A 20,164-nucleotide genomic window follows, 5' to 3' on the forward strand; every position below is an offset into this window, starting at 1 on the left:
TCTCGACGGTCTCAGTTCGCGGTGGACGTCGCGTCGACATGGCGTGGCAAGGTCACCCGAATACGGGTTCCACGCTGTTGCTCGGGATCGGCCGGGCTGTCGATGGTGATCTGTCCATAATGCTCTTCAACGATGGAATAGACCAGCGCCAGGCCAAGTCCGGTTCCCTCGCCAGGATCCTTGGTGGTGAAGAACGGCTCGAACAATCGGTCCATGATTGCCTTTGAAATCCCACTGCCTTCGTCTTCGACGATCAAGTCCACAGTGTGCTCGGATACTTCGCTTCTGACCCTGACTGCGCTGCCTGCCGGGGAGGCATCACGGGCGTTGGAGAGCAGATTGATCAACACCTGCGCCAGCCGCTGCGAGTCGCCGACAGCCCAATGCTCGGGGTTGCACAGGTTGTAGAAGTGTACTTCGAAATTGCGCCGGTTCAGCGCCAGCAGACCAATAGCATCCTGGGCCACCACGGCCAGACAAACGGCTTCGTCGCTATGCTGATGAGCGCCCGCGTGGGCAAAACTCATCAATGACTGGACGATGCGCGAGACTCGTTTGGTCTGTTCGAGGATCTGGCTGCTGATCTCCTTGAGTTCGCCGTCTTCTTCGCGTTCCTCGCGCAGGTTCTGGGCGAGACAGGCAATACCGGTGATCGGATTGCCGATCTCGTGAGCCACGCCGGCGGCCAGTCGGCCGATACTTGCCAGGCGTTCCGAATGCACCAGCTTGTCTTCGAGCATCTGCGTGTCGGTCAGGTCTTCGACCAGCACCACCAGGCCGCTGTTGCCCGGCGCCAGAGGCTCGTTGATGGCGGCCTTGTGCAGATTGAGCCAGCGTGTCTGGCCGTCCAGACCGAGCTTCTGCTTGTGTAAATGCTCATCGGGCAGGCTGGTAAAACCGGTCAGCAGGCCCTTCCACGGCTCGGCAATGGTTTCCAGTCGTGAACCCACTACGCGCTGGGCGACGATGCCGGTCAATTCTTCCATGGCCCTGTTCCACATCAGGATCTCCTGATCTTCGGCCAGCGAGCAAACCCCCATTGGCAGTTCCTGAAGGGTCTGGCGGTGGTAGCGGCGCAAGGCATCGAGTTCGGCGGCAAGGCCGGTAAGGCGCGAGTGGTAGTCCTCAAGCCGGCTTTCAATAAAATGTATGTCTTCGGTGACGTATTTTTCGCTGCCTGATTTGTACGGCAGAAGGGTTTCCACCATGTCCTGCGCAACGCTCGGCCCCATCAGCCCGGACAGGTTGGCCTCGATGCGGTCGCGCAGGCGGCGCAGGGCATAAGGGCGGCGCTCGTCGAACGGCAGATAAAGATCGCGCAGCGCTTGCTCGACTTCCTTCTGCGCGGCTTTCGCGCCCAGCGGCTTGGCCAGTTGGGTGGCGAACTCCTGCGGCGACACCGCGTGCAGTTCCCGGCGTTGCGGGCGGCGCACGTTGTCGACTGCGCAGGCCTCGGCGGCCCCGGCTTCTTCAGGGCTGGCATTGGTGAACAGCGAGATCAGGGTGAACAGCAAGACGTTTGCGGCCAGCGAGGCGATGGCTGCCATGTGCCAACTGGTGTCGTCCAGCACATAAATCATGTTCAGCCAGGGAATATAGAAGCCCTGCAGGTTGCCGATCAGCGGCAACAGCATGCTGACTGCCCAGACCGAAATGCCAGCCAGCAGCCCGGCGATGAAGCCGCGTCGGTTGGCGGTCGGCCAGTACAGTACCGACAGCACGCCCGGCAGGAATTGCAGGGTCGCAACGAAGGCGACGATGCCCAGATTGGCCAGATCCTGCTGAGCGCCGAGCATCAGGTAGAAGCCGTAACCCAGCGCGATGATCGCCACGATCAGTCCGCGTCGTGTCCACTTCAGCCAGCGATAGATATTGCCCTCGGCGGGTGGCTGATACAGCGGCAGCACCAGGTGATTGAGTGCCATGCCGGACAACGCCAGCGTGGTGACGATGATCAGCCCGCTGGCCGCCGACAGCCCGCCTATATAGGCGAGCAGGGCCAGAGACTTGCTGTTGGCGGCGATGCCGATGCCGAGCGTGAAATATTCCGGGCTGGTGGTGGCGCCGAGCTTGAGCCCGGCCCAGAGGATCAGCGGCACTGCGAGGCTGATCAACAGCAGAAACAGCGGCAGACCCCAGCTGGCGCTGACCAGCGAGCGCGGGTTGAGGTTTTCCGTAAAGGTCATGTGATACATGTGCGGCATGACGATGGCCGAGGCGAAGAACACCAGCAGCAGCGTGCGCCACGGGCCTTCCTGCAAAGGCGTGTGCAGCGAGGCGAGGGCGGTCTGGTTCTGCAGCAGCCACAGTTCCAGTTGTTGCGGGCCGTCGAACACGCCATACAAGGCATACAGCCCGACGCCGCCCAGGGCGATCAGCTTGATCAGCGATTCAAAGGCGATGGCGAACACCAGGCCCTCGTGTTTCTCACGGGTCGCGATGTGCCGTGAGCCGAAGAAAATCGTGAACAGGGTGATCAGTGCGCAGAACGCCACCGCGACCCGATCCTGCACCGGCTCGCGCGTCAGAATGCCAATGGAGTCGGCAACCGCCTGAATCTGCAAGGCCAGCAGTGGCAGCACACCGATCAGCATGAATACGGTGGTCAGCGCGCCGGCCCAGGTACTGCGAAAACGGAAGGCGAACAGATCGGCCAGTGATGACAGCTGGTAGGTACGGGTAATTCTGAGGATCGGGTAAAGCAGCACCGGCGCGAGGAGGAAGGCCCCGGACACCCCCAGATAACTGGACAGAAAGCCGTAGCCATACTGATAGGCCAGACCAACCGTGCCATAAAACGCCCAGGCGCTGGCGTAGACGCCCAGTGAAAGGGTGTAGGTCAGCGGATGACGAATGATCCAGCGCGGAATCAGGCCATGTTCGCTGACCCAGGCTACGCCGAACAGCACCAACAGGTAGGCGGCGCTGACCAGCAGCATCTGCGTCAGACTAAAGCTCATCGGCATCTCGCTGGCTCTGCAGAATGAACGTCACCACAATCAGGATCAGCCACAACATGTAGGGCCGATACCAGGCACCGGTGGCATCGATCCACCAGTCCATGATGGCTGGAGAGAACAGATAAATGCCGACCACCAGAAGCAAAACCAACCGGTATATGTACATCTGGTCTCCCTGCGCTGGTAGATGAGGAGCGGCATGTTAACGGATGCCGGATAACCTGCAAGTATCCTTGCGTCGCAGTTTGCGGCGACCGCTCTGGATCAGTCTATCCGGGCTTCCTCAATATTGCGCAGTCGCGGTATCAGGTCAGCGTTCCAGTGACGGATGCCCCAGGCGAGCACTTCCTGCGCGGTGCCATCGGTCATGTGTGCATCGAGCGGTTGCCCCAACGCGCGCAAGGCCCGCAGCAGCAGCAGCGTCGCCTGATCGGCGGGCAGTGGTGGGGAGCGATAGGACTTGCCCAGCTTGTGACCATCGGGTTGGGTGATCAACGGTACATGCAGGTAGCGCGGTTGGGGCAGGCCCAGCAGTTCCTGCAGGTACAGCTGGCGGGGTGTCGAGTCGAGCAGGTCGGCACCGCGAACGATATCGGTGACGCCTTGCCAGGCGTCGTCAATGACCACGGCCAGTTGATAGGCATACAGTCCATCGCGCCGGCGGATTACAAAGTCACCGCTTTCGCGGCCCAAGTGCATTTTGAAGGTGCCCTGAACCCGGTCTTCGAAGCGATATTCCAGCTCCGGAACGCGAATGCGGATTGCGGCGTTGTCCGGCGAATGCCCGGCATTGCGGCAGAAACCCGGATAGACACCCTGAAAGTCTTCGAGCTGTTTACGCGAGCAGGTGCAGGCGTAGGCCAGGCCATGATTGAACCAGCGCTGGAGGATCTCGGCGTAGGCGTCATGACGCTCGCTTTGCCGCACCATCTGGCCGTCCCATTCAAAACCGTAGCGCTCGAGTGTCTCGAGAATCCCCGCCTGCGCGCCGGCTACTTCACGCGGCGGGTCGAGATCCTCCATGCGCAACAGCCACTGACCGTCTGCCGCGCGCGCATCGAGATAGGAGGCGAGGGCTGCGACCAGCGAGCCAAAATGCAGGTAACCACTGGGAGTCGGCGCAAAGCGCCCGATATAGGCCGGTTTTTTCATGGGCGGGATGTTACGGGTGACGGGCTTGGACGGGCAAGTGGAACGCAGTGTGTGGTTATGCCGGGCTGCTATTTGAAGTGCTTTTCGGGCGATGGGAAAGCGGTTCTGCGATGTCAGATGGGGCGGGGTTCGGCTCAGGTCACCTTTTCGCCCCTCGGCGAGTCACTTTGAAGGGGCCAAAGTGACCAAAGCCCCTGGCTCCGTTTCCGGCCCGACTTCGTCGGGTTCCTTCGCCCTGTCACTGATCCGGGGGTCGCCGCAACGGGCCCTCCATGGCCCGGTGCGGCTAGCCTGGCGTCCTGCCAGGCTACCCCCGGATCAGCGCCAGGACTCAGCCGTCACTTACGTCGCAATTTGCGTCGTCAGTGCCATCGCGATCAAAGAGCGCATGGGAGTAAGTTGGGCTGTGGACAGCGATGAGCAAGGAGTGGGAACAAGATTCGCCGTCATCGTGCTTTCAACAGGCACAAAAAAAGACGCCGAAGCGTCTTTTCAGTCAAAGGCGGCCCCAGGTCATTTACCGACCTGTTTTTCCTTGATTTCTGCAAGTGTCTTGCAGTCGACGCACTGGTCTGCAGTCGGGCGAGCCTCAAGACGGCGGATGCCGATCTCTACGCCGCAGGATTCACACCAGCCATATTCCTCGTCCTTGATCAGTTGCAGCGTCTTGTCGATTTTCTTGATCAGCTTGCGTTCGCGATCGCGGGCACGAAGTTCGAGGCTGAACTCTTCTTCCTGACTGGCACGGTCGGCCGGGTCAGGGAAGTTGGCAGCTTCATCCTTCATATGGTCTACCGTTCGGTCGACCTCTTGCATCAAGTCCTGCTTCCACTTGTTCAGGATCTTGGTGAAGTGCGCGCGCATCGGCTCGCCCATGTACTCTTCACCCTTCGTTTGCACGTAGGGCTCAAAGCCGCTGATTAGATGGTTCTGTTGCTTTTCTGGGGTGGGCATGTCTGGACCGCCTCTCACTCTTCTAATCTATTGCGCAGGATTGTTCCATCACCGACACCCGTCGGCCCTGCAGCTGCAAGCGGGCGAACTTACCAGATCAAATCGGAGTGCGCTACTCCCGGTTGTCGAGCATGACGACGCCGTCTTCTTATGGAGATGGCCATTTCGCATCTGCCCTGCATCTAAATGAACTCTAGTCGCTGCGCACCGTCGTAGCTTTCTTTTATTCAGCGTTCGGGGACCGGGTTTTTCAGTCCGCAAACACACCGTCGGGCGGGTGGTTGGGTAGAATCATGGCGCGCCGTGATGACAATCATGTTTTAACACCCGCCCTCCAAAGGAATATCCATGAGCCAGCCTTACAGTGCGCGCAGCCGCGCCATAGAACCTTTTCATGTCATGGCGTTGCTGGCGCGTGCCAATGAATTGCAGGCGGCGGGTCATGATGTGATTCACCTTGAAATCGGCGAGCCCGATTTCACCACTGCGCAGCCCATCATTAAGGCTGGTCAGGCGGCACTGGCAGACGGCAAGACGCGTTACACCGCCGCGCGCGGCCTGCCGCAGCTGCGCGAGGCCATTGCCGGGTTTTACGCCCAGCGTTACGGCTTCGACATTGATCCTCAGCGCATTCTGGTCACGCCGGGTGGTTCAGGCGCGTTGTTGCTGACCAGCAGTCTACTGGTCGATCCGGGCAAGCACTGGTTGCTGGCCGACCCTGGCTACCCGTGCAATCGACACTTTTTACGTCTGATAGAAGGCGAGGCGCAGCTGGTGCCGGTAGGTCCCCAGGAGCGTTATCAACTGACCCCCGAGCTGGTGGCCAAGCACTGGAACCAGAACAGTGTCGGCGCTCTGGTGGCATCGCCCGCCAACCCGACCGGCACTCTATTGAGTCATGACGAACTGGCAGCCTTGTCTCAGGCATTGAAAGCCCGCAATGGCCACTTGGTGGTGGACGAGATCTATCACGGCCTGACCTACGGTGTGGACGCCAGCAGTGTGCTGGAGGTGGATAATGACGCTTTCGTCCTCAATAGCTTTTCAAAGTATTTCGGCATGACCGGGTGGCGTCTTGGCTGGCTGGTCGCGCCAGAGGATGCGGTGGCCGATCTGGAAAAGCTGGCCCAGAACCTTTACATCAGCGCGCCGAGCATGGCGCAACATGCTGCGCTCGCCTGCTTTGAGCCGCAGACACTGGCCATACTCGAGCAACGGCGTGCCGAGTTCGGCCGCCGCCGTGACTTTCTGCTGCCAGCGCTACGCGAACTGGGGTTCGGTATTGCCGTCGAGCCGGAAGGGGCCTTTTATTTGTATGCCGATATCTCCGCGTTTGGCGGCGATGCCTTTGCCTTTTGCCGGCACTTTCTGGAAACCGAGTACGTCGCCTTTACACCGGGGCTGGACTTTGGTCGTTTCCAGGCCGGGCACCACGTGCGCTTTGCCTATACGCAAAGCCTGCCGCGCCTTGAACAGGCGGTCGAGCGAATCGCTCGCGGTTTGCGTAGCTGGGGCGTCTGATGCGTTTTTCTCCGCAGCTTGAACAGGGTCGTCTGCTGGTGCGTTATAAGCGTTTTCTCGCTGATATCGAAACCGATAGCGGTGAGTTGCTGACCATTCACTGCCCTAACACCGGTTCGATGCTCAACTGCATGATGCCCGGCGGGCGCGTGTGGTTCAGTCGCTCGAATGACCCCAAGCGCAAACTGCCGGGCACTTGGGAAATCAGCGAAACCCCGCAGGGTCGCCTGGCCTGTATCAATACCGGACGGGCCAATACGCTGGTTGAAGAGGCCTTGCACGCCGGGGTCATCAGCGAACTGACGGGGTTCACGGCGCTCAAGCGCGAGGTGGCCTACGGACAGGAAAAAAGCCGTGTGGACTTTCGTCTGGAGTATCCGGATGGCTACCTGTATCTGGAAGTGAAAAGTGTCACTTTGGGGTTCGATGGCTCCAGCGTGGCGGCATTCCCCGATGCGGTGACCCAGCGAGGCGCGCGGCACCTGCGCGAACTGGCGACGCTGGCGCGCGAAGGCGTGCGCGCCGTGCTGCTGTATTGCGTCAATCTCACCGGTATCGACGCTGTGCGGCCTGCGCAGGAGATTGATCCTGCCTACGCGGCGGCGTTGCGTGAAGCTATTGATGCCGGTGTGCAAATTCTTGCCTACGGTGCGCAACTGACGTCGGAAGAGATTTTTATCGACCGTCGCCTGCAGGTGCACGGACTGGATTGAGGCATCTGGCTACAGGCGGTTCAGACTCCGTCATGCCTCCAGATGCAGCGACACCCAGATGCCCTCGGCGTCTTCACGGCTTTTGATGACGGTCAAGGACTGGCCTTCGCAAGGCCCGGCAACGCATTCGCCGTTCTCGATCAGAAACAACGCCCCGTGCGTAGCGCACTGGATCAGGCTTGCACTGCTGTCCAGAAATTGATCGGGTTGCCATTCCAGGGGAATGCCGCGATGCGGGCAGCGGTTTTTGTAGACGAACACTTGGCCTTGGCGGCGCACGGCAAACAGCGCATGTTCGCCCAGCGCGAAGCCTTTGCTGTGGGCTTCGGGCAGGTGGCTTGAAGTGCAAAGGAATATCAAGAAGCCTCCATAGGCCAGTTGTTAGAGGGCCCGTTTTAGGGTGCCAGTTTTCAGGGGCGATGCCTGATCGGACAAGTCTGGCATTTTCTTCGGATTGATGCGCTGCGTTACGTTGAAGTCATTACAGGGTACGTCGGTTCTTTCCTGTCTTTCTGTAGCTTTCGTCTCTAAGCGCATCGCCTACGCCTGTAGGCCTTGCAGCCATATATCGTCCGCTCATGTCTTGCAGAGCGGAAATACTATGAAAGAGATGACAGCAGATGATGAGCGACTGGCGCGTCAGGTCATCGGGCTGCTTGAGCTGTTCGCCCTCAACACAGACGACACGGAGCAGCGCATTGTCGGCATCTGTCGGCGTGCATGTACGCCTGTGGGGCCGGTTGCCGCGGTCAGCGTCCAGCAACGTTTCGTGTGTCTGGCACGCACCACGCTGGATCGCCTACATGCTCGTCATATCAAGGTCGTCGCCGTGGTCAATTTCCCTCATGGCAGCAGCAATGTTCAGTCAGTCATCGCCCAGGTACGCGCTGCGCTGATGGCTGGCGCGGATGAGATCGACGTCGTGTATCCCTTTCGCGCATTGCTCGGCGGAGATCGGCAGCCCGGCCTGGCGATGATTTCGGCGTGTTCGGCTTTGTGTGCCGGGCAGGTCAGGCTTACCGCTACCCTTGAAACCGGTGACTTGCGTGACTCGCAAATGATCCTCGATGCGTGTCGCGATGCGATTGTTTCGGGCGCTGACTTCATCAAGACCAGCACGGGCAAGGCCGCCACGCATGTCACGCCGCAGGCTGCACGGATCATGCTGGAGTCCATTGCTGACGTAGGCGGACAAGTGGGGCTCAAGGTTGCAGGCGGGATCCGTACGTTCGACGAGGCGCGTGTTTACATGGCACTGGTCCGCGCGCGATTTGGTCTGCAATGGATCAGCGCCGGACGTTTACGGCTGGGAGGATCGAGCTTGCTGGACGATTTGCTGGCAAGGCTCGGCCTGCTCGAATCCCATGGTGGCGGCGCTGGCTTTTGAATGACCGGTGGTTTTGTGCCGGGCAAAAAAAGACCCGGCAAAGAGCCGGGTCAAAAACCGTGATTAGCCTGATGAGGAGATAATCTGAAAGTCCGAACCAAGGTCTTTCAGGCTACCGTCCAGTCTCGCGACCGGATGTGATAATCATAACGATTCTCATTTGTAAGTCAACATTTCTTTTGGTGGCCCGGACGCCGGTGCCTGCGCCTGATTCAGCACGCATATTTGAGGGCTAAAAAGTGCTGAGCACAGCGAAGACCGGGTTGCGCATGCAAGAGAAGGGGGGCATGAAAAGAGTGCGATACATCGCCAGCCCGCTATGCATCGCGCATGCAGGCTGCAACGTTTTTGCGGTATCAGTGGTTACGGTAGCGCAGGCGCGTGCCGAAATTCACCGACATCAGGATCTCGTCAGCCGAGAGTTCGGCCGGGAAGAACACCCCTGAAATCTGTGCGTGAGCGATGCTCGCACCTTCCATCGGCGTATTGCGCAGGTCCAGGCCGCGAAGGTCGGCAGAGCGAAAATAGGCGTCGGTGAAGTCGATGCCGGCTGTGTCCAGCTCGCGCAGGTCCAGCCCTCTGAAGTCGCCCCCGACCATGTCGATGGTGCCGGTTCGTGGTTTCTCTTGATTGAAACCTTCGACGTCATCTTTGCGCAGCAGCATATAAAGCGGTGAGTCGATCTGTTTGGGGTGGCTCATGATGGCCTCCGACATGTCATTGCGTTGGAATTATGGCGCCAGTATATCGCCATCATCTTGAGGCCGTGAAGCATTAACCGCTCAACGGCCATGCGTCTGTTTAAAGGCCCGGCAGGCGCTGACGCAGGTTGTCGATAAGGCCGTCCAGGTCGCTGCTGACGTTGGTTGCAACCTGCTTGCTGCGCAGGATTTCGTCGGCGCCTAGCGGCTCGCGACTGGCCTGCTGCGCCTCGATGACTTCCAGTGTGGCGTCGGAGGGGTCGTTGTTCTGTGCCTGACGCTGCGCAAGCCAGCCAGCGATCACTGCCTGTGGTGCTTCGCAATCCAGAATCAGGAACGGCACACCGGTGTTTTCCGCAATCTTTGCCGCCGCATCGCGTTGCTCGCGCTTCAGGTAGGTCGCATCGATTACCACCGAGAAGCCCGCGCGCAGTGTTGCGGAGGCCAGCTCATGCAGGCGTGCATAAGTTGCGCTGCTGGCTTGCGCGTCATACAGATCCTGGCCCTGGCCGGCAAACAGGCGCTTGCGCTCTACGTCCGAGCGCAGGCGGATGGCGCCCAGCGATTCCACCAGACGCATTGCTACGTGGCTTTTGCCGACGGCAGAGACACCGTGGGTAATCGTCAGAAACGGCGAAGGGATGGCGCTGTAGCTCTCGGCCAGATTGGCATAATTGCGGTACTGACGAAGCGTCGCCGCGCGCTGCAAACCGTCGGCATTGGCCGGCTGGGTAAACAGTGCCACCTTGGCGCGTACCATTGCGCGATAAGCCTTGTAGAAGTTCAACAGCTCAAGGCCTGCGTAGTCGCCGGTGACTTCGAGGTACTGACTGATCAAGCGCCGCGACAGCGACTTCAGGCCACGGTCCTCAAGGTCCATTGCCAGAAAGCCGATGTCGGCGTAGACGTCGGTCTTGCGGAACGGCTCGTTGAACTCGATGCAGTCGAACAGTACGACCTTGCCGTCAATCACCGTTGCGTTGCCCAGATGGATGTCGCCATGGCATTCACGGATGAACCCGTCGGCCTTGCGGTGAGCCAGCAGCGGCTTGAGTCGCGCAAAGCTCGACTCTGCCCACGCCTGCAGGGCATCAAGCTGTGCCAGGTCGGATTTTTCGCTGAGCAGCGGGCGAATCTGCTCGAAATTCTGTACCACCGGGGCCATCACGCTGTCAGGCGAGCCGAGCTCGCTTTCGGCCCCGACCTGCGGTGAGGTCAGGTGAAAGCCGGCAATCTGGCTCGCCAGTTCGTCGATGTGCGCAGTCGTCACTTCACCGTTGGCCTGCAGCGTGCTCAGCAGACCATCCTGCGAGAACTGCTTCATCTTCAGCGCGTACTCGATGGCTTCGCCGTCGCCGCCCAGTTGTGGCGCGTTCTCTGTGCCAGTGATCGGCAGGACTTCGATGTAGAGGTCGTCGGTCAGACGCTGATTCAGGCGCAACTCTTCTTCGCAGAAATGCTTGCGCAGGGCCAGCGTGGTGAAATCCAGAAAGCCGAAGTTCATCGGCTTTTTGAATTTGTAGGCATACGGACCCGTCAGCAGCACCCAGGAAATGTGCGTTTCGATGACCTGGAAACTCTCCACCGGATGGGGGAAGAGGGCAGGGTTCTGCAGGGCAGCAATCAAAGACTGGCTCACGGTCGATCCTTCAGGAATGTGTTCAAAATGTAAGTACACGATGCTGCCATTATGGCCGCTTGGCGCGAGGCTGCAAACCGCTGGCTCGGGCGTCTGTCGATCCTCGGTAAAGTGCGTATAATCCGCGCCCATGACTCGATCCCGCACCTCTCGTTCTGCAAAAAAACAACCTCCCCGCAGCCTTAACAAGTGGCTGGGCTGGGCGTTGAAGCTCGGTATTGTCGGCCTGGTTCTGCTCGGCGGCCTTGCCATTTATCTCGATGCAATCGTCCAGGAAAAATTCTCCGGCAAGCGCTGGACCATCCCGGCCAAGGTCTATGCACGGCCGCTGGAGCTGTTCGTTGGACAGAAGCTGAGCCGCGATGACTTTCTCATCGAGCTCGACGCCCTGGGCTATCGCCGCGAAAGCGTGGCGAACGGGCCCGGCGCCGCAGCGGTGAACGGCAATACCGTCGACCTCAACACGCGTGGTTTTCAGTTCTACGAAGGCACTGACGCAGCGCAGCAGGTGCGCGTGCGCTTTTCCGGTGACTACGTAGCTGACTTGTCTTCGGGCAATGGTGCAAAGCTTGCGGTGGCGCGGCTTGAGCCGTTGCTGATCGGCGGCCTGTACCCGAAGAACCTGGAAGACCGGATTCTGATCAAGCTGGATCAGGCGCCGCCCTATCTGCTCGACGGGCTGGTGGCGGTCGAGGACCGGGATTTCTATCACCACTTCGGCGTGTCGCCCAAGTCCATTGCCCGGGCGATCTGGGTCAATACCTCGCAGGGGCAGATGCGCCAGGGCGGCAGTACGCTGACCCAGCAGTTGGTCAAGAACTTCTACCTGACCAACGAACGCAGCCTGACCCGCAAGCTGACCGAAGCCATGATGGCCGTTTTGTTGGAGATCCATTACAGCAAGCAGGAAATCCTCGAGGCCTATCTCAACGAAGTGTTCGTCGGGCAGGACGGCCAGCGTGCTGTTCACGGTTTCGGTCTGGCCAGTCAGTATTTCTTCAGCCAGCCGCTGTCCGAACTGAAAATCCATCAGGTGGCGATGCTGGTCGGTCTGGTCAAAGGGCCGTCCTTCTACAACCCGCGTCGTAATCCGGAACGTGCTCTGGAGCGTCGCAATCTGGTGCTCGATCTGTTCGAGCAGCAGGGCGTCGCCACGCCGGAAGTGGTTGCCGCTGCGAAGAAAATGCCACTGGGTGTGACCAAGACCGGGACCCTCGCCGACAGCTCGTTCCCGGCGTTCCTCGATCTGGTCAAGCGTCAGCTGCGCGAAGACTATCGCGACGAAGACTTGACCGAAGAAGGGCTGCGGATCTTTACCAGTTTCGATCCGATCCTGCAGATGAAGTCCCAGGCTGCCATGGACGATACGTTCAAGAAGCTCGCCGGGCGCAAGGGTTCTGATGAGGTGGAGTCGGCCATGGTCGTCACCAACCCGGAAACCGGCGAAGTGCAGGCGTTGATCGGTGGGCGTGAGGTCGGGTTCTGGGGCTTCAACCGGGCGATCGACGCGGTTCGGCCGATCGGCTCGCTGGTCAAGCCGGCTATCTACCTGACGGCACTCGAACGGCCAAGCCAGTACACCTTGACCAGCTGGATCGCCGACGAACTGTTCCAGGTCAAGGGTGCCGATGGCCAGATCTGGAAACCGCAGAACTACGATCACAAGTCACACGGCAATATCTTCCTGTATCAGGGGCTGGCGCATTCTTACAACTTGTCGACCGCCAAGCTGGGTCTTGAGCTGGGCATTCCAAACGTGTTCAAGACGCTGGCCAAGCTGGGTGTGACGCGCGAATGGCCGACCTATCCGTCGATGCTGCTGGGTGCGGGTGGCTTGAGTCCGATGGAAGTGGCCACCATGTATCAGACCATCGCCAGCGGCGGGTTCAATACGCCGATGCGTGGTATTCGCAGCGTGCTCACCGCTGAAGGCGAGCCGCTCAAGCGTTATCCGTTCCAGATTGAACAGCGCTTCGATCCGGGTGCCATATATCTGGTACAGAATGCGATGCAGCGGGTCATGCGCGAAGGTACAGGCAAATCTGTTTACAACGTGTTGCCGAGCTCGTTGAATCTGGCGGGCAAGACCGGCACCAGTAACGATTCGCGCGACAGCTGGTTTGCCGGGTTCAGTCAGGACCTGCTGGCCGTTGTGTGGATGGGCCGCGACGACAACGGCAAGACACCGTTTACCGGTGCCACCGGTGCCCTGCAGGTCTGGACCAGTTTCATGCGCAAGGCTGGTCCGCTGCCGCTGGACATGGCGATGCCAGACAACGTCGTTCAGGCGTGGGTCGATGCGCAGACCGGTCAGGGTTCGGATGCAAGCTGCCCGAATGCCGTGCAGATGCCGTATATTCGCGGCAGTGAGCCCCAGCCTGGCGCGACATGCGGCGGCGCTCCGGCACCTGCCACTGAGGTGATGGACTGGGTCAAGGGTTGGTTGAACTAGGCAATCGAGGTTTTGAAGTGAATAAATGGTGGATTCCAGCTTTAACGGCACTGGCCTTGCTGAACGGCTGCGCCAGTGTGGAACGCGGCTCGATTCCGGTCGTGGATTCGAGCTCCAAGGTGTCCAACGGCGAACGTGCTGCAGCTTCGCGTCGCACCAACACCGCTCCGGTGCAACAGCAGCCGCAAGCTGTACCGCAGGACTCGGGCGTGGTGGTGATGGTGCCGGGCGCTGGCGGCGCCGATGCAGGACAGAGTTATTCTGCGCCCGCCAGTCAGGCACCGTTCAGTGTCAACACTCCGCCTGTCGATGCCGCTCCTGTCAATCAGGCCCCGGTCAGTCAGGCTCCCGCGAACAACAGTTACAGCATGCCGGCCGCCTCTGCCCCGACCGGAATTCCGTCCAGCGGTGGCGGTCTGTCAGAGGACGAGCAACTTGACGGGCCTGTACTGGCATTGCTGACCACTGCACAGCAACAGCAGACCAGTGGCGATCTCAACGGCGCGTCGTCCAGTCTCGAGCGGGCGCAGCGGGTTGCACCGCGCGAGCCGCAAGTGCTTTATCGTCTGGCTCAGGTGCGTCTGGCTCAGGGCGATGCAGCCCAGGCCGAGCAACTGGCACGTCGTGGTCTGACTTACGCCAACGGGCGCACCAGCCTTCAGGCCAGTCTGTGGGGATTGATCGCTCAGTCACGCGAAAAGCAAGGTGATGCGGCCGGTGCTGCCCTGGCTCGTCAAAAGGCTCGCTGATGGACGGACGTTTGCCTGAGGTTGCCGAGCAGCTGTTGTTGATAGAGCGCGAGTTGCGCTTGCTGGGCTGGTGGGATGCGACACCGCCCAGCGAGCAAGCGCTCGCCAGTCAGGAACCGTTCAGCGTCGATACCCTGGAGTTCGCCCAGTGGCTGCAATGGATTTTCCTGCCGCGTATGAAGGTCATCCTTGAGCGCGACCTGCCATTACCCAATGCGTCCGGCATTCTGGAAATGGCCGAGATGGTCTATGCCGGGTGCATGACTGAAACCCGGCAACTGCAAGCGCATCTGGCGCGGTTTGACCAGCTGATTACAGCAGCGCGCTGATCGGCGTGCTTTTAGCGGCAGTATTCGCTGATAGCCCTGTTGGTTTCTTCGATACGCGTCTTGCGGTTCTCATCCGTAAGACGCTTTGATTCGCCTCCAACCTGCTCGCGCACGCGCGGATTGTTCTGCAACTGCGCAAGATTGGTGCGCAACGTCTCGCAATTTTCCGCGCGCTTGGCTTCCTGAGCCTTCACCTGGCTTTTGACTTTCTGGTCAATCTCGCGTTGCTGCGCAGCCCCATCGTCCGCTGGCATGCCCGGCGCGGCAGCGGGAGGCGGTGTCTGCACATTGATTTCCTGCACCGGCTGGCCAGTGGGCGGCTGGGCATCAAAGTGCGTCACGCCCTGGGCATCCACCCACTTGTAGATCGATGCGGCCTGGCTGGTTGCGCTGATGGCCAGCGCGGCGGCGAGAATCATCCAATGCATGTCGGGTCCTTGAAAGTCTGTGCATGCAGAAAGCTACCATAACAGTGCATTTCAGTCCGAAACGGTGCGATTTCACTCGTCGGGTGGCAAGAAAGCGCACGGATCGCTTGACTTGAAGGGGGGGAATCACAACAATCCAAAGTTCGCTGTAGAAGGACTGCCAGAAGCAGACCCTCTCGGTAGATCATGAGGCGCACACCCGCGCCGACCTGTAACACCCGCAACGCGTTACCTCGCGCTGGGTGGGAATGTTCCGCAACACTCAGGGACCTCCCAATACTTGCTCAGTCAGTGCTGACGTAGTCGGCGACCACCGTCGCTCATGCTCTGCTGGCAGTAAACCTATTAAGACCCGTCCCGGAGTGGGCGGTATTCTGGCGTTTTAGAGGTGAACAACGTGGAGCTTTTATCTGGCGCTGAAATGGTCGTCCGCTTTTTGCGTGACGAAGGCGTTGAGCATATCTATGGGTACCCCGGTGGTGCCCTCCTGCATGTCTACGATGCCCTGTTCAAAGAACCGGCGGTGAGCCACATCCTTGTTCGCCACGAGCAGGCTGCCACGCACATGGCCGATGGCTATGCGCGGGCTACCGGCAAGGCGGGCGTGGTGCTGGTGACCTCGGGTCCTGGTGCAACCAATGCCATCACCGGTATCGCTACGGCGTACATGGACTCGATTCCGATGGTGGTCCTGTCCGGTCAGGTAGCCAGTACGCTGGTGGGCACCGACGCGTTCCAGGAGACCGACATGATCGGTATCTCCCGGCCGATCGTGAAGCACAGCTTCATGATCAAGCACCCGTCGGAAATCCCGGAAATCCTGAAAAAGGCTTTCTACCTGGCGCAGTCCGGTCGTCCGGGGCCGGTGGTCGTCGATATTCCGAAAGACATGACCAACCCGGCCGAAAAATTCGAATACGTCTTCCCGAAAAAAGCCAAGCTGCGCTCCTACAGCCCGGCGGTTCGTGGCCATTCCGGTCAGATCCGCAAGGCCGTCGAGATGCTGCTGGCGGCCAAGCGCCCGATCGTCTACGCCGGTGGCGGGGTGATCATGGGCAATGCTTCGGCGCAACTGACCGAACTGGCGCAACTGCTCGATGCACCGGTAACCAACACCCTGATGGGGCTTGGTTGCTATCCGGGCACGGATCGTCAGTTCGTCGGCATGCTCGGGATGCACGGTAGCTATACCGCCAACCTCGCGATGCACCATACCGATGTGATCCTGGCAGTCGGCGCGCGCTTTGATGACCGTGTCATCAACGGCGCCAGCAAGTTCTGCCCGAACGCCAAGATTATCCACATCGATATCGACCCGGCTTCGATCTCCAAGACCATCAAGGCCGATGTGCCTATCGTCGGTCCTGTCGAAAGCGTGCTGACCGAAATGGTCGCCACCTTGAAAGAGATCGGCGAGACACCCGACAAGGCATCCGTTGCCGCGTGGTGGAAGCAGATTGACGAGTGGCGCGGTACGGGTGATCTGTTCCCGTACAACCGTGGCGATGGCACGGTCATCAAGCCGCAGGCCGTTATCGAAACGCTGTGCGAAGTTACCAAGGGCGACGCTTATGTCACCTCGGACGTCGGTCAGCATCAGATGTTCGCTGCGCAGTACTACCGCTTCAACAAGCCGAACCGCTGGATCAACTCGGGTGGTCTGGGCACCATGGGCTTTGGCTTCCCGGCGGCGATGGGCGTCAAGCTGAACTTTCCGGATGCGCACGTCGCCTGTGTGACCGGTGAAGGCAGCATCCAGATGAACATCCAGGAGCTGTCGACCTGCCTGCAGTACGGTCTGCCGGTTAAGATCATTCTGCTCAACAACGGTGTGCTGGGCATGGTCCGCCAGTGGCAGGACATGAGCTACGGCGCGCGTCATTCGCACTCCTACATGGAGTCGCTGCCTGATTTCGTCAAGCTGGTCGAGGCTTATGGCCACGTCGGCATGCGTGTCACGGACCTGAAGGATCTGAAGCCGAAGATGGAAGAAGCCTTTGCCATGACTGACCGGCTGGTGTTCATGGATATTCAGGTCGATGTGACCGAGCACGTCTATCCGATGCAAATCAAGGACGGTTCCATGCGCGATATGTGGTTGAGCAAGACGGAGCGGACATAATCATGCGCCATATCATTTCCCTGCTGCTGGAAAACGAACCGGGTGCACTGTCGCGCGTCGTTGGTCTGTTCTCCCAGCGTAATTACAACATCGAGAGCCTGACGGTTGCGCCGACCGAAGACCCGACCCTGTCGCGTCTGACGCTCACCACCGTAGGTCATGATGAGGTGATCGAGCAGATCACCAAAAACCTCAACAAGCTCATCGAAGTGGTCAAGCTGGTCGACCTGTCGGAAAGCGCTCACATCGAGCGCGAACTGATGCTGGTCAAGGTCAAGGCCACTGGCGCACAGCGGGCCGAGATCAAGCGCACCACGGATATTTTCCGCGGACAGATCGTCGACGTCACCGCCAGCGTTTACACCGTGCAACTGAGCGGCACGAGCGACAAACTGGACAGCTTCATTCAGGCCATCGGCACCGCCGCTATCCTGGAAACAGTACGCAGTGGCGTAACGGGCATTGCCCGTGGCGACAAAGTGCTGAGCATTTAAATCAATTAAGCAAATGGCCTGCGTGGCCAAGATAACAGGGGATTTCCATGAAAGTTTTCTACGACAAAGACTGTGACCTTTCGATCATCCAGGGCAAGAAAGTCGCCATCATTGGCTATGGTTCGCAAGGCCACGCTCAGGCGTGCAACCTGAAAGACTCCGGCGTTGATGTCACTGTCGGCCTGCGTAAAGGTTCGGCTACTGTCGCCAAGGCCGAGGCTCATGGCCTGAAAGTGACCGACGTCGCTTCTGCCGTTGCTGCTGCCGACGTGGTCATGATCCTGACCCCGGACGAGTTCCAGTCCCAGCTGTACAAGAACGAAGTCGAGCCGAACCTGAAAAAGGGCGCAACACTGGCGTTCTCCCACGGCTTCGCGATTCACTACAACCAGGTCGTGCCGCGCGCTGACCTCGACGTGATCATGATCGCGCCGAAGGCTCCAGGCCACACCGTGCGTACCGAGTTCGTCAAGGGCGGCGGTATCCCTGACCTGATCGCGGTTTATCAGGATGCTTCCGGCAACGCCAAGAACGTTGCCCTGTCCTACGCTTCGGGCGTTGGCGGCGGCCGTACCGGCATCATCGAAACCACTTTCAAGGACGAGACTGAAACCGACCTGTTCGGCGAGCAGGCTGTTCTGTGCGGCGGTACTGTCGAGTTGGTCAAAGCCGGTTTCGAAACGCTGGTTGAAGCTGGCTACGCGCCGGAAATGGCTTACTTCGAATGCCTGCACGAACTGAAGCTGATCGTTGACCTCATGTACGAAGGCGGTATCGCCAACATGAACTACTCGATCTCCAACAACGCCGAGTTCGGCGAGTACGTGACCGGTCCTGAAGTCATCAACGCCGAATCCCGTCAGGCCATGCGTAACGCTCTAAAGCGCATCCAGGACGGCGAATACGCGAAGATGTTCATCACCGAAGGCGCCACTGGCTACCCGTCGATGACTGCCAAGCGTCGTAACAACGCTGCGCACGGCATCGAAATCATCGGTGAAAAACTGCGCTCGATGATGCCTTGGATCGCGGCGAACAAAATCGTCGACAAAGACAAGAACTAAGCATTCAGCTTCACAAAGAAACGCGGCCAATCGGTCGCGTTTTTTCGTTATGGGTCAGGCTCTGGTATAAAGCTGCAATTGTTTGCAGGCGAACCCTCGCTGCAGACCTGTGTCGAACCTTTTCATACCGCTGCAAGGTAATCTCCATGAGCGAACGTCCTGAAGAGCCCATCAAGGCCTCTGACGCTGAAAGTCTGCTACCGATCGATGAACATGTAGAAGAAGGGCATGATGCCGAAGGCCGGCAAGTCCGGCATCGCGGTATCTACCTGCTGCCCAACCTGTTTACCACTGCAAATCTGTTTGCGGGCTTCTATTCCATCATCAGCTCCATGAGCGCTCAAAGCGCGATGAGTGCAGGTGACACCGCCGGTGCGAGCAAGTATTTCGCATTCGCTGCGATTGCGATCTTCGTGGCCATGGTGCTCGACGGCCTGGATGGTCGTGTGGCGCGCATGACCAATACGCAAAGCGCGTTTGGCGCCGAGTACGATTCGCTGTCCGACATGGTTGCCTTTGGTGTGGCCCCGGCGTTGCTGGCGTTCGGCTGGGCACTGGGCGACATGGGCAAGGTGGGCTGGATGGTTGCCTTCATCTATGTAGCCGGCGCTGCATTGCGTCTGGCACGGTTCAATACTCAGGTCGGCAAGGCTGACAAGCGCTACTTCATCGGCCTGGCCAGTCCGGCAGCGGCAGGTGTAGTGGCCGGCACGGTCTGGGCATTCAGCGATTTCGGGATTCAGGGCTCCAAGCTGTCGTTTCTCGTTGCGTTGCTGGTCGCCGCCGCCGGTATGCTGATGGTCAGCAACATCAAGTACAACAGCTTCAAGGAACTGGACTTGAAGGGGCGTGTGCCTTTCGTTGCGATTCTGGCGGTGGTCTTGGTGTTTGCTGTCGTATTCAGCGACCCGCCGCGCATTTTGCTGCTGATATTCCTCGCTTACGCTCTGTCCGGCCCCATTCAGTATCTATTACGTCGCCGCAAAGCCTAGTCAATGATCTAATTTCCACCATACTCCGTAGTCTATTGGTGCATCAGTTCCCTGGCCTGCGGAGTCATCATGCTAATCAAGCTTCCTTCTGCGTCCGACTCCAAAGAGTCGGACGTCACGCCTGAATCCATTTATCTCTCGCGACGCACACTGCTCGCCAGCTCGCTTGCAGGTCTTGCCGTCACGGCAATGCCGCGATGGGCCGGTGCCGCCGATGCTTCGCGGTATGCCGATGTCGAGCCAGGTAAAGCGCCGGGCTGGTTCGCGGACAAACTGCCTGCGACGAAATGGCAGGCGGTCAACGTCAAGGACGAGGCGATCACGCCGTTCAAGGACGCGACCCATTACAACAACTTCTATGAGTTCGGTACTGACAAGGGCGACCCGGCAAAGAATGCCGGCTCTCTGCAAACCGAGCCCTGGAGTGTCGTGATCGATGGTGAAGTCGCCAAGCCTGGCCGCTATGCACTCGAAGACTTCATGAAGCCTTACCAACTGGAAGAGCGG

At 59.4% G+C, this 20,164-nt stretch carries 19 protein-coding genes (1 of these 19 only partly in view); 11 read left to right on the forward strand and 8 right to left on the reverse strand.

Going from position 1 to position 20,164, the window contains the following annotated elements; genetic code table 11:
• Positions 1-11: 11 nt before the first annotated feature.
• The 4 genes from PCPL58_RS06280 to dksA form a co-directional block, all read right to left on the reverse strand.
• Positions 12-2,966 carry a sensor histidine kinase gene (locus PCPL58_RS06280; protein ID WP_104685593.1) on the reverse strand — a complete coding sequence of 985 codons (2,955 nt, stop codon included), beginning with the start codon at positions 2,964-2,966 and terminating at the stop codon, positions 12-14.
• On the reverse strand, positions 2,950-3,126 hold the full coding sequence (locus PCPL58_RS06285) for a hypothetical protein (RefSeq protein WP_002552060.1): 177 nt from the start codon (positions 3,124-3,126) through the stop codon (positions 2,950-2,952). The genes PCPL58_RS06280 and PCPL58_RS06285 overlap by 17 nt, the downstream gene beginning before the upstream one ends.
• 98 nt (positions 3,127-3,224) lie before the next feature.
• The gene (gene gluQRS, locus PCPL58_RS06290) at positions 3,225-4,112 is read right to left on the reverse strand and encodes a tRNA glutamyl-Q(34) synthetase GluQRS (RefSeq protein ID WP_065349053.1); all 888 of its coding nucleotides are present in this window, start codon (positions 4,110-4,112) and stop codon (positions 3,225-3,227) included.
• A gap of 513 nt (positions 4,113-4,625) precedes the next feature.
• Positions 4,626-5,066 carry an RNA polymerase-binding protein DksA gene (gene dksA, locus PCPL58_RS06295; RefSeq protein ID WP_003317723.1) on the reverse strand — a complete coding sequence of 147 codons (441 nt, stop codon included), beginning with the start codon at positions 5,064-5,066 and terminating at the stop codon, positions 4,626-4,628.
• 348 nt (positions 5,067-5,414) lie between these two features.
• Here dksA and PCPL58_RS06300 point away from each other — a divergent pair, with 348 nt between their 5' ends.
• Both PCPL58_RS06300 and sfsA read left to right on the forward strand, forming a co-directional pair.
• Positions 5,415-6,587 (forward strand): pyridoxal phosphate-dependent aminotransferase, encoded by a 1,173-nt coding sequence (locus PCPL58_RS06300; protein WP_065349054.1) that lies wholly within the window; start codon positions 5,415-5,417, stop codon positions 6,585-6,587.
• A complete protein-coding gene (gene sfsA, locus PCPL58_RS06305) occupies positions 6,587-7,300 on the forward strand; it encodes a DNA/RNA nuclease SfsA (RefSeq protein WP_065349055.1) in 714 nt (237 codons plus the stop codon). The genes PCPL58_RS06300 and sfsA overlap by 1 nt, the downstream gene beginning before the upstream one ends.
• A gap of 30 nt (positions 7,301-7,330) precedes the next feature.
• Here the strand turns inward: sfsA and PCPL58_RS06310 are convergent, their stop codons facing one another.
• Positions 7,331-7,660 (reverse strand): Rieske (2Fe-2S) protein, encoded by a 330-nt coding sequence (locus PCPL58_RS06310; RefSeq protein ID WP_003345054.1) that lies wholly within the window; start codon positions 7,658-7,660, stop codon positions 7,331-7,333.
• A gap of 241 nt (positions 7,661-7,901) precedes the next feature.
• Here PCPL58_RS06310 and deoC point away from each other — a divergent pair, with 241 nt between their 5' ends.
• A complete protein-coding gene (deoC, locus tag PCPL58_RS06315) occupies positions 7,902-8,687 on the forward strand; it encodes a deoxyribose-phosphate aldolase (protein ID WP_065349056.1) in 786 nt (261 codons plus the stop codon).
• 356 nt (positions 8,688-9,043) lie between these two features.
• On the opposite strand, the gene PCPL58_RS06320 is transcribed toward deoC, so the two are convergent.
• Entirely contained in the window at positions 9,044-9,388 is a 345-nt protein-coding gene (locus PCPL58_RS06320) for a pentapeptide repeat-containing protein (RefSeq protein ID WP_024650196.1), read from the reverse strand.
• A gap of 100 nt (positions 9,389-9,488) precedes the next feature.
• Positions 9,489-11,027: a bifunctional aminoglycoside phosphotransferase/ATP-binding protein gene (locus PCPL58_RS06325; RefSeq protein WP_004415182.1), complete on the reverse strand. Its 1,539-nt coding sequence runs from the start codon at positions 11,025-11,027 to the stop codon at positions 9,489-9,491.
• 130 nt (positions 11,028-11,157) lie between these two features.
• Here PCPL58_RS06325 and mrcB point away from each other — a divergent pair, with 130 nt between their 5' ends.
• From mrcB to PCPL58_RS06340, 3 genes are read left to right on the forward strand one after another with little or no spacing between them, the layout of a single operon-like run.
• Entirely contained in the window at positions 11,158-13,479 is a 2,322-nt protein-coding gene (gene mrcB / locus PCPL58_RS06330) for a penicillin-binding protein 1B (RefSeq protein WP_065349057.1), read from the forward strand.
• A gap of 17 nt (positions 13,480-13,496) precedes the next feature.
• Entirely contained in the window at positions 13,497-14,228 is a 732-nt protein-coding gene (locus PCPL58_RS06335; RefSeq protein WP_016567187.1) for a tetratricopeptide repeat protein, read from the forward strand.
• Positions 14,228-14,557 carry a YqcC family protein gene (locus tag PCPL58_RS06340; protein ID WP_010415321.1) on the forward strand — a complete coding sequence of 110 codons (330 nt, stop codon included), beginning with the start codon at positions 14,228-14,230 and terminating at the stop codon, positions 14,555-14,557. The genes PCPL58_RS06335 and PCPL58_RS06340 overlap by 1 nt, the downstream gene beginning before the upstream one ends.
• Before the next feature lie 11 nt (positions 14,558-14,568).
• Here PCPL58_RS06340 and PCPL58_RS06345 read toward each other — a convergent pair whose 3' ends face one another.
• Positions 14,569-14,985 carry a DUF4124 domain-containing protein gene (locus PCPL58_RS06345; RefSeq protein WP_016567188.1) on the reverse strand — a complete coding sequence of 139 codons (417 nt, stop codon included), beginning with the start codon at positions 14,983-14,985 and terminating at the stop codon, positions 14,569-14,571.
• Positions 14,986-15,382: 397 nt separating this feature from the next.
• On the opposite strand from PCPL58_RS06345, the gene PCPL58_RS06350 reads away from it, so the two are divergent.
• The 5 genes from PCPL58_RS06350 to msrP all read left to right on the forward strand — a co-directional run.
• Positions 15,383-17,107: an acetolactate synthase 3 large subunit gene (locus PCPL58_RS06350; protein ID WP_003317709.1), complete on the forward strand. Its 1,725-nt coding sequence runs from the start codon at positions 15,383-15,385 to the stop codon at positions 17,105-17,107.
• A gap of 2 nt (positions 17,108-17,109) precedes the next feature.
• Entirely contained in the window at positions 17,110-17,601 is a 492-nt protein-coding gene (ilvN, locus tag PCPL58_RS06355) for an acetolactate synthase small subunit (protein WP_002552075.1), read from the forward strand.
• 47 nt (positions 17,602-17,648) lie between these two features.
• Entirely contained in the window at positions 17,649-18,665 is a 1,017-nt protein-coding gene (gene ilvC / locus PCPL58_RS06360; RefSeq protein WP_003427449.1) for a ketol-acid reductoisomerase, read from the forward strand.
• Positions 18,666-18,811: 146 nt separating this feature from the next.
• A complete protein-coding gene (pssA, locus tag PCPL58_RS06365) occupies positions 18,812-19,657 on the forward strand; it encodes a CDP-diacylglycerol--serine O-phosphatidyltransferase (protein ID WP_003317706.1) in 846 nt (281 codons plus the stop codon).
• A 69-nt stretch (positions 19,658-19,726) separates the two neighbouring features.
• Positions 19,727-20,164, forward strand: the beginning of a protein-coding gene (gene msrP, locus PCPL58_RS06370; RefSeq protein ID WP_024691980.1) for a protein-methionine-sulfoxide reductase catalytic subunit MsrP. It continues 576 nt past the right edge of the window; only the first 438 of its 1,014 coding nucleotides appear in the window; the start codon lies at positions 19,727-19,729; its stop codon lies beyond the right edge, outside the window.

Origin of the sequence: Pseudomonas cerasi (genome assembly GCF_900074915.1) — a bacterium.
Lineage (GTDB): Bacteria > Pseudomonadota > Gammaproteobacteria > Pseudomonadales > Pseudomonadaceae > Aquipseudomonas > Aquipseudomonas cerasi.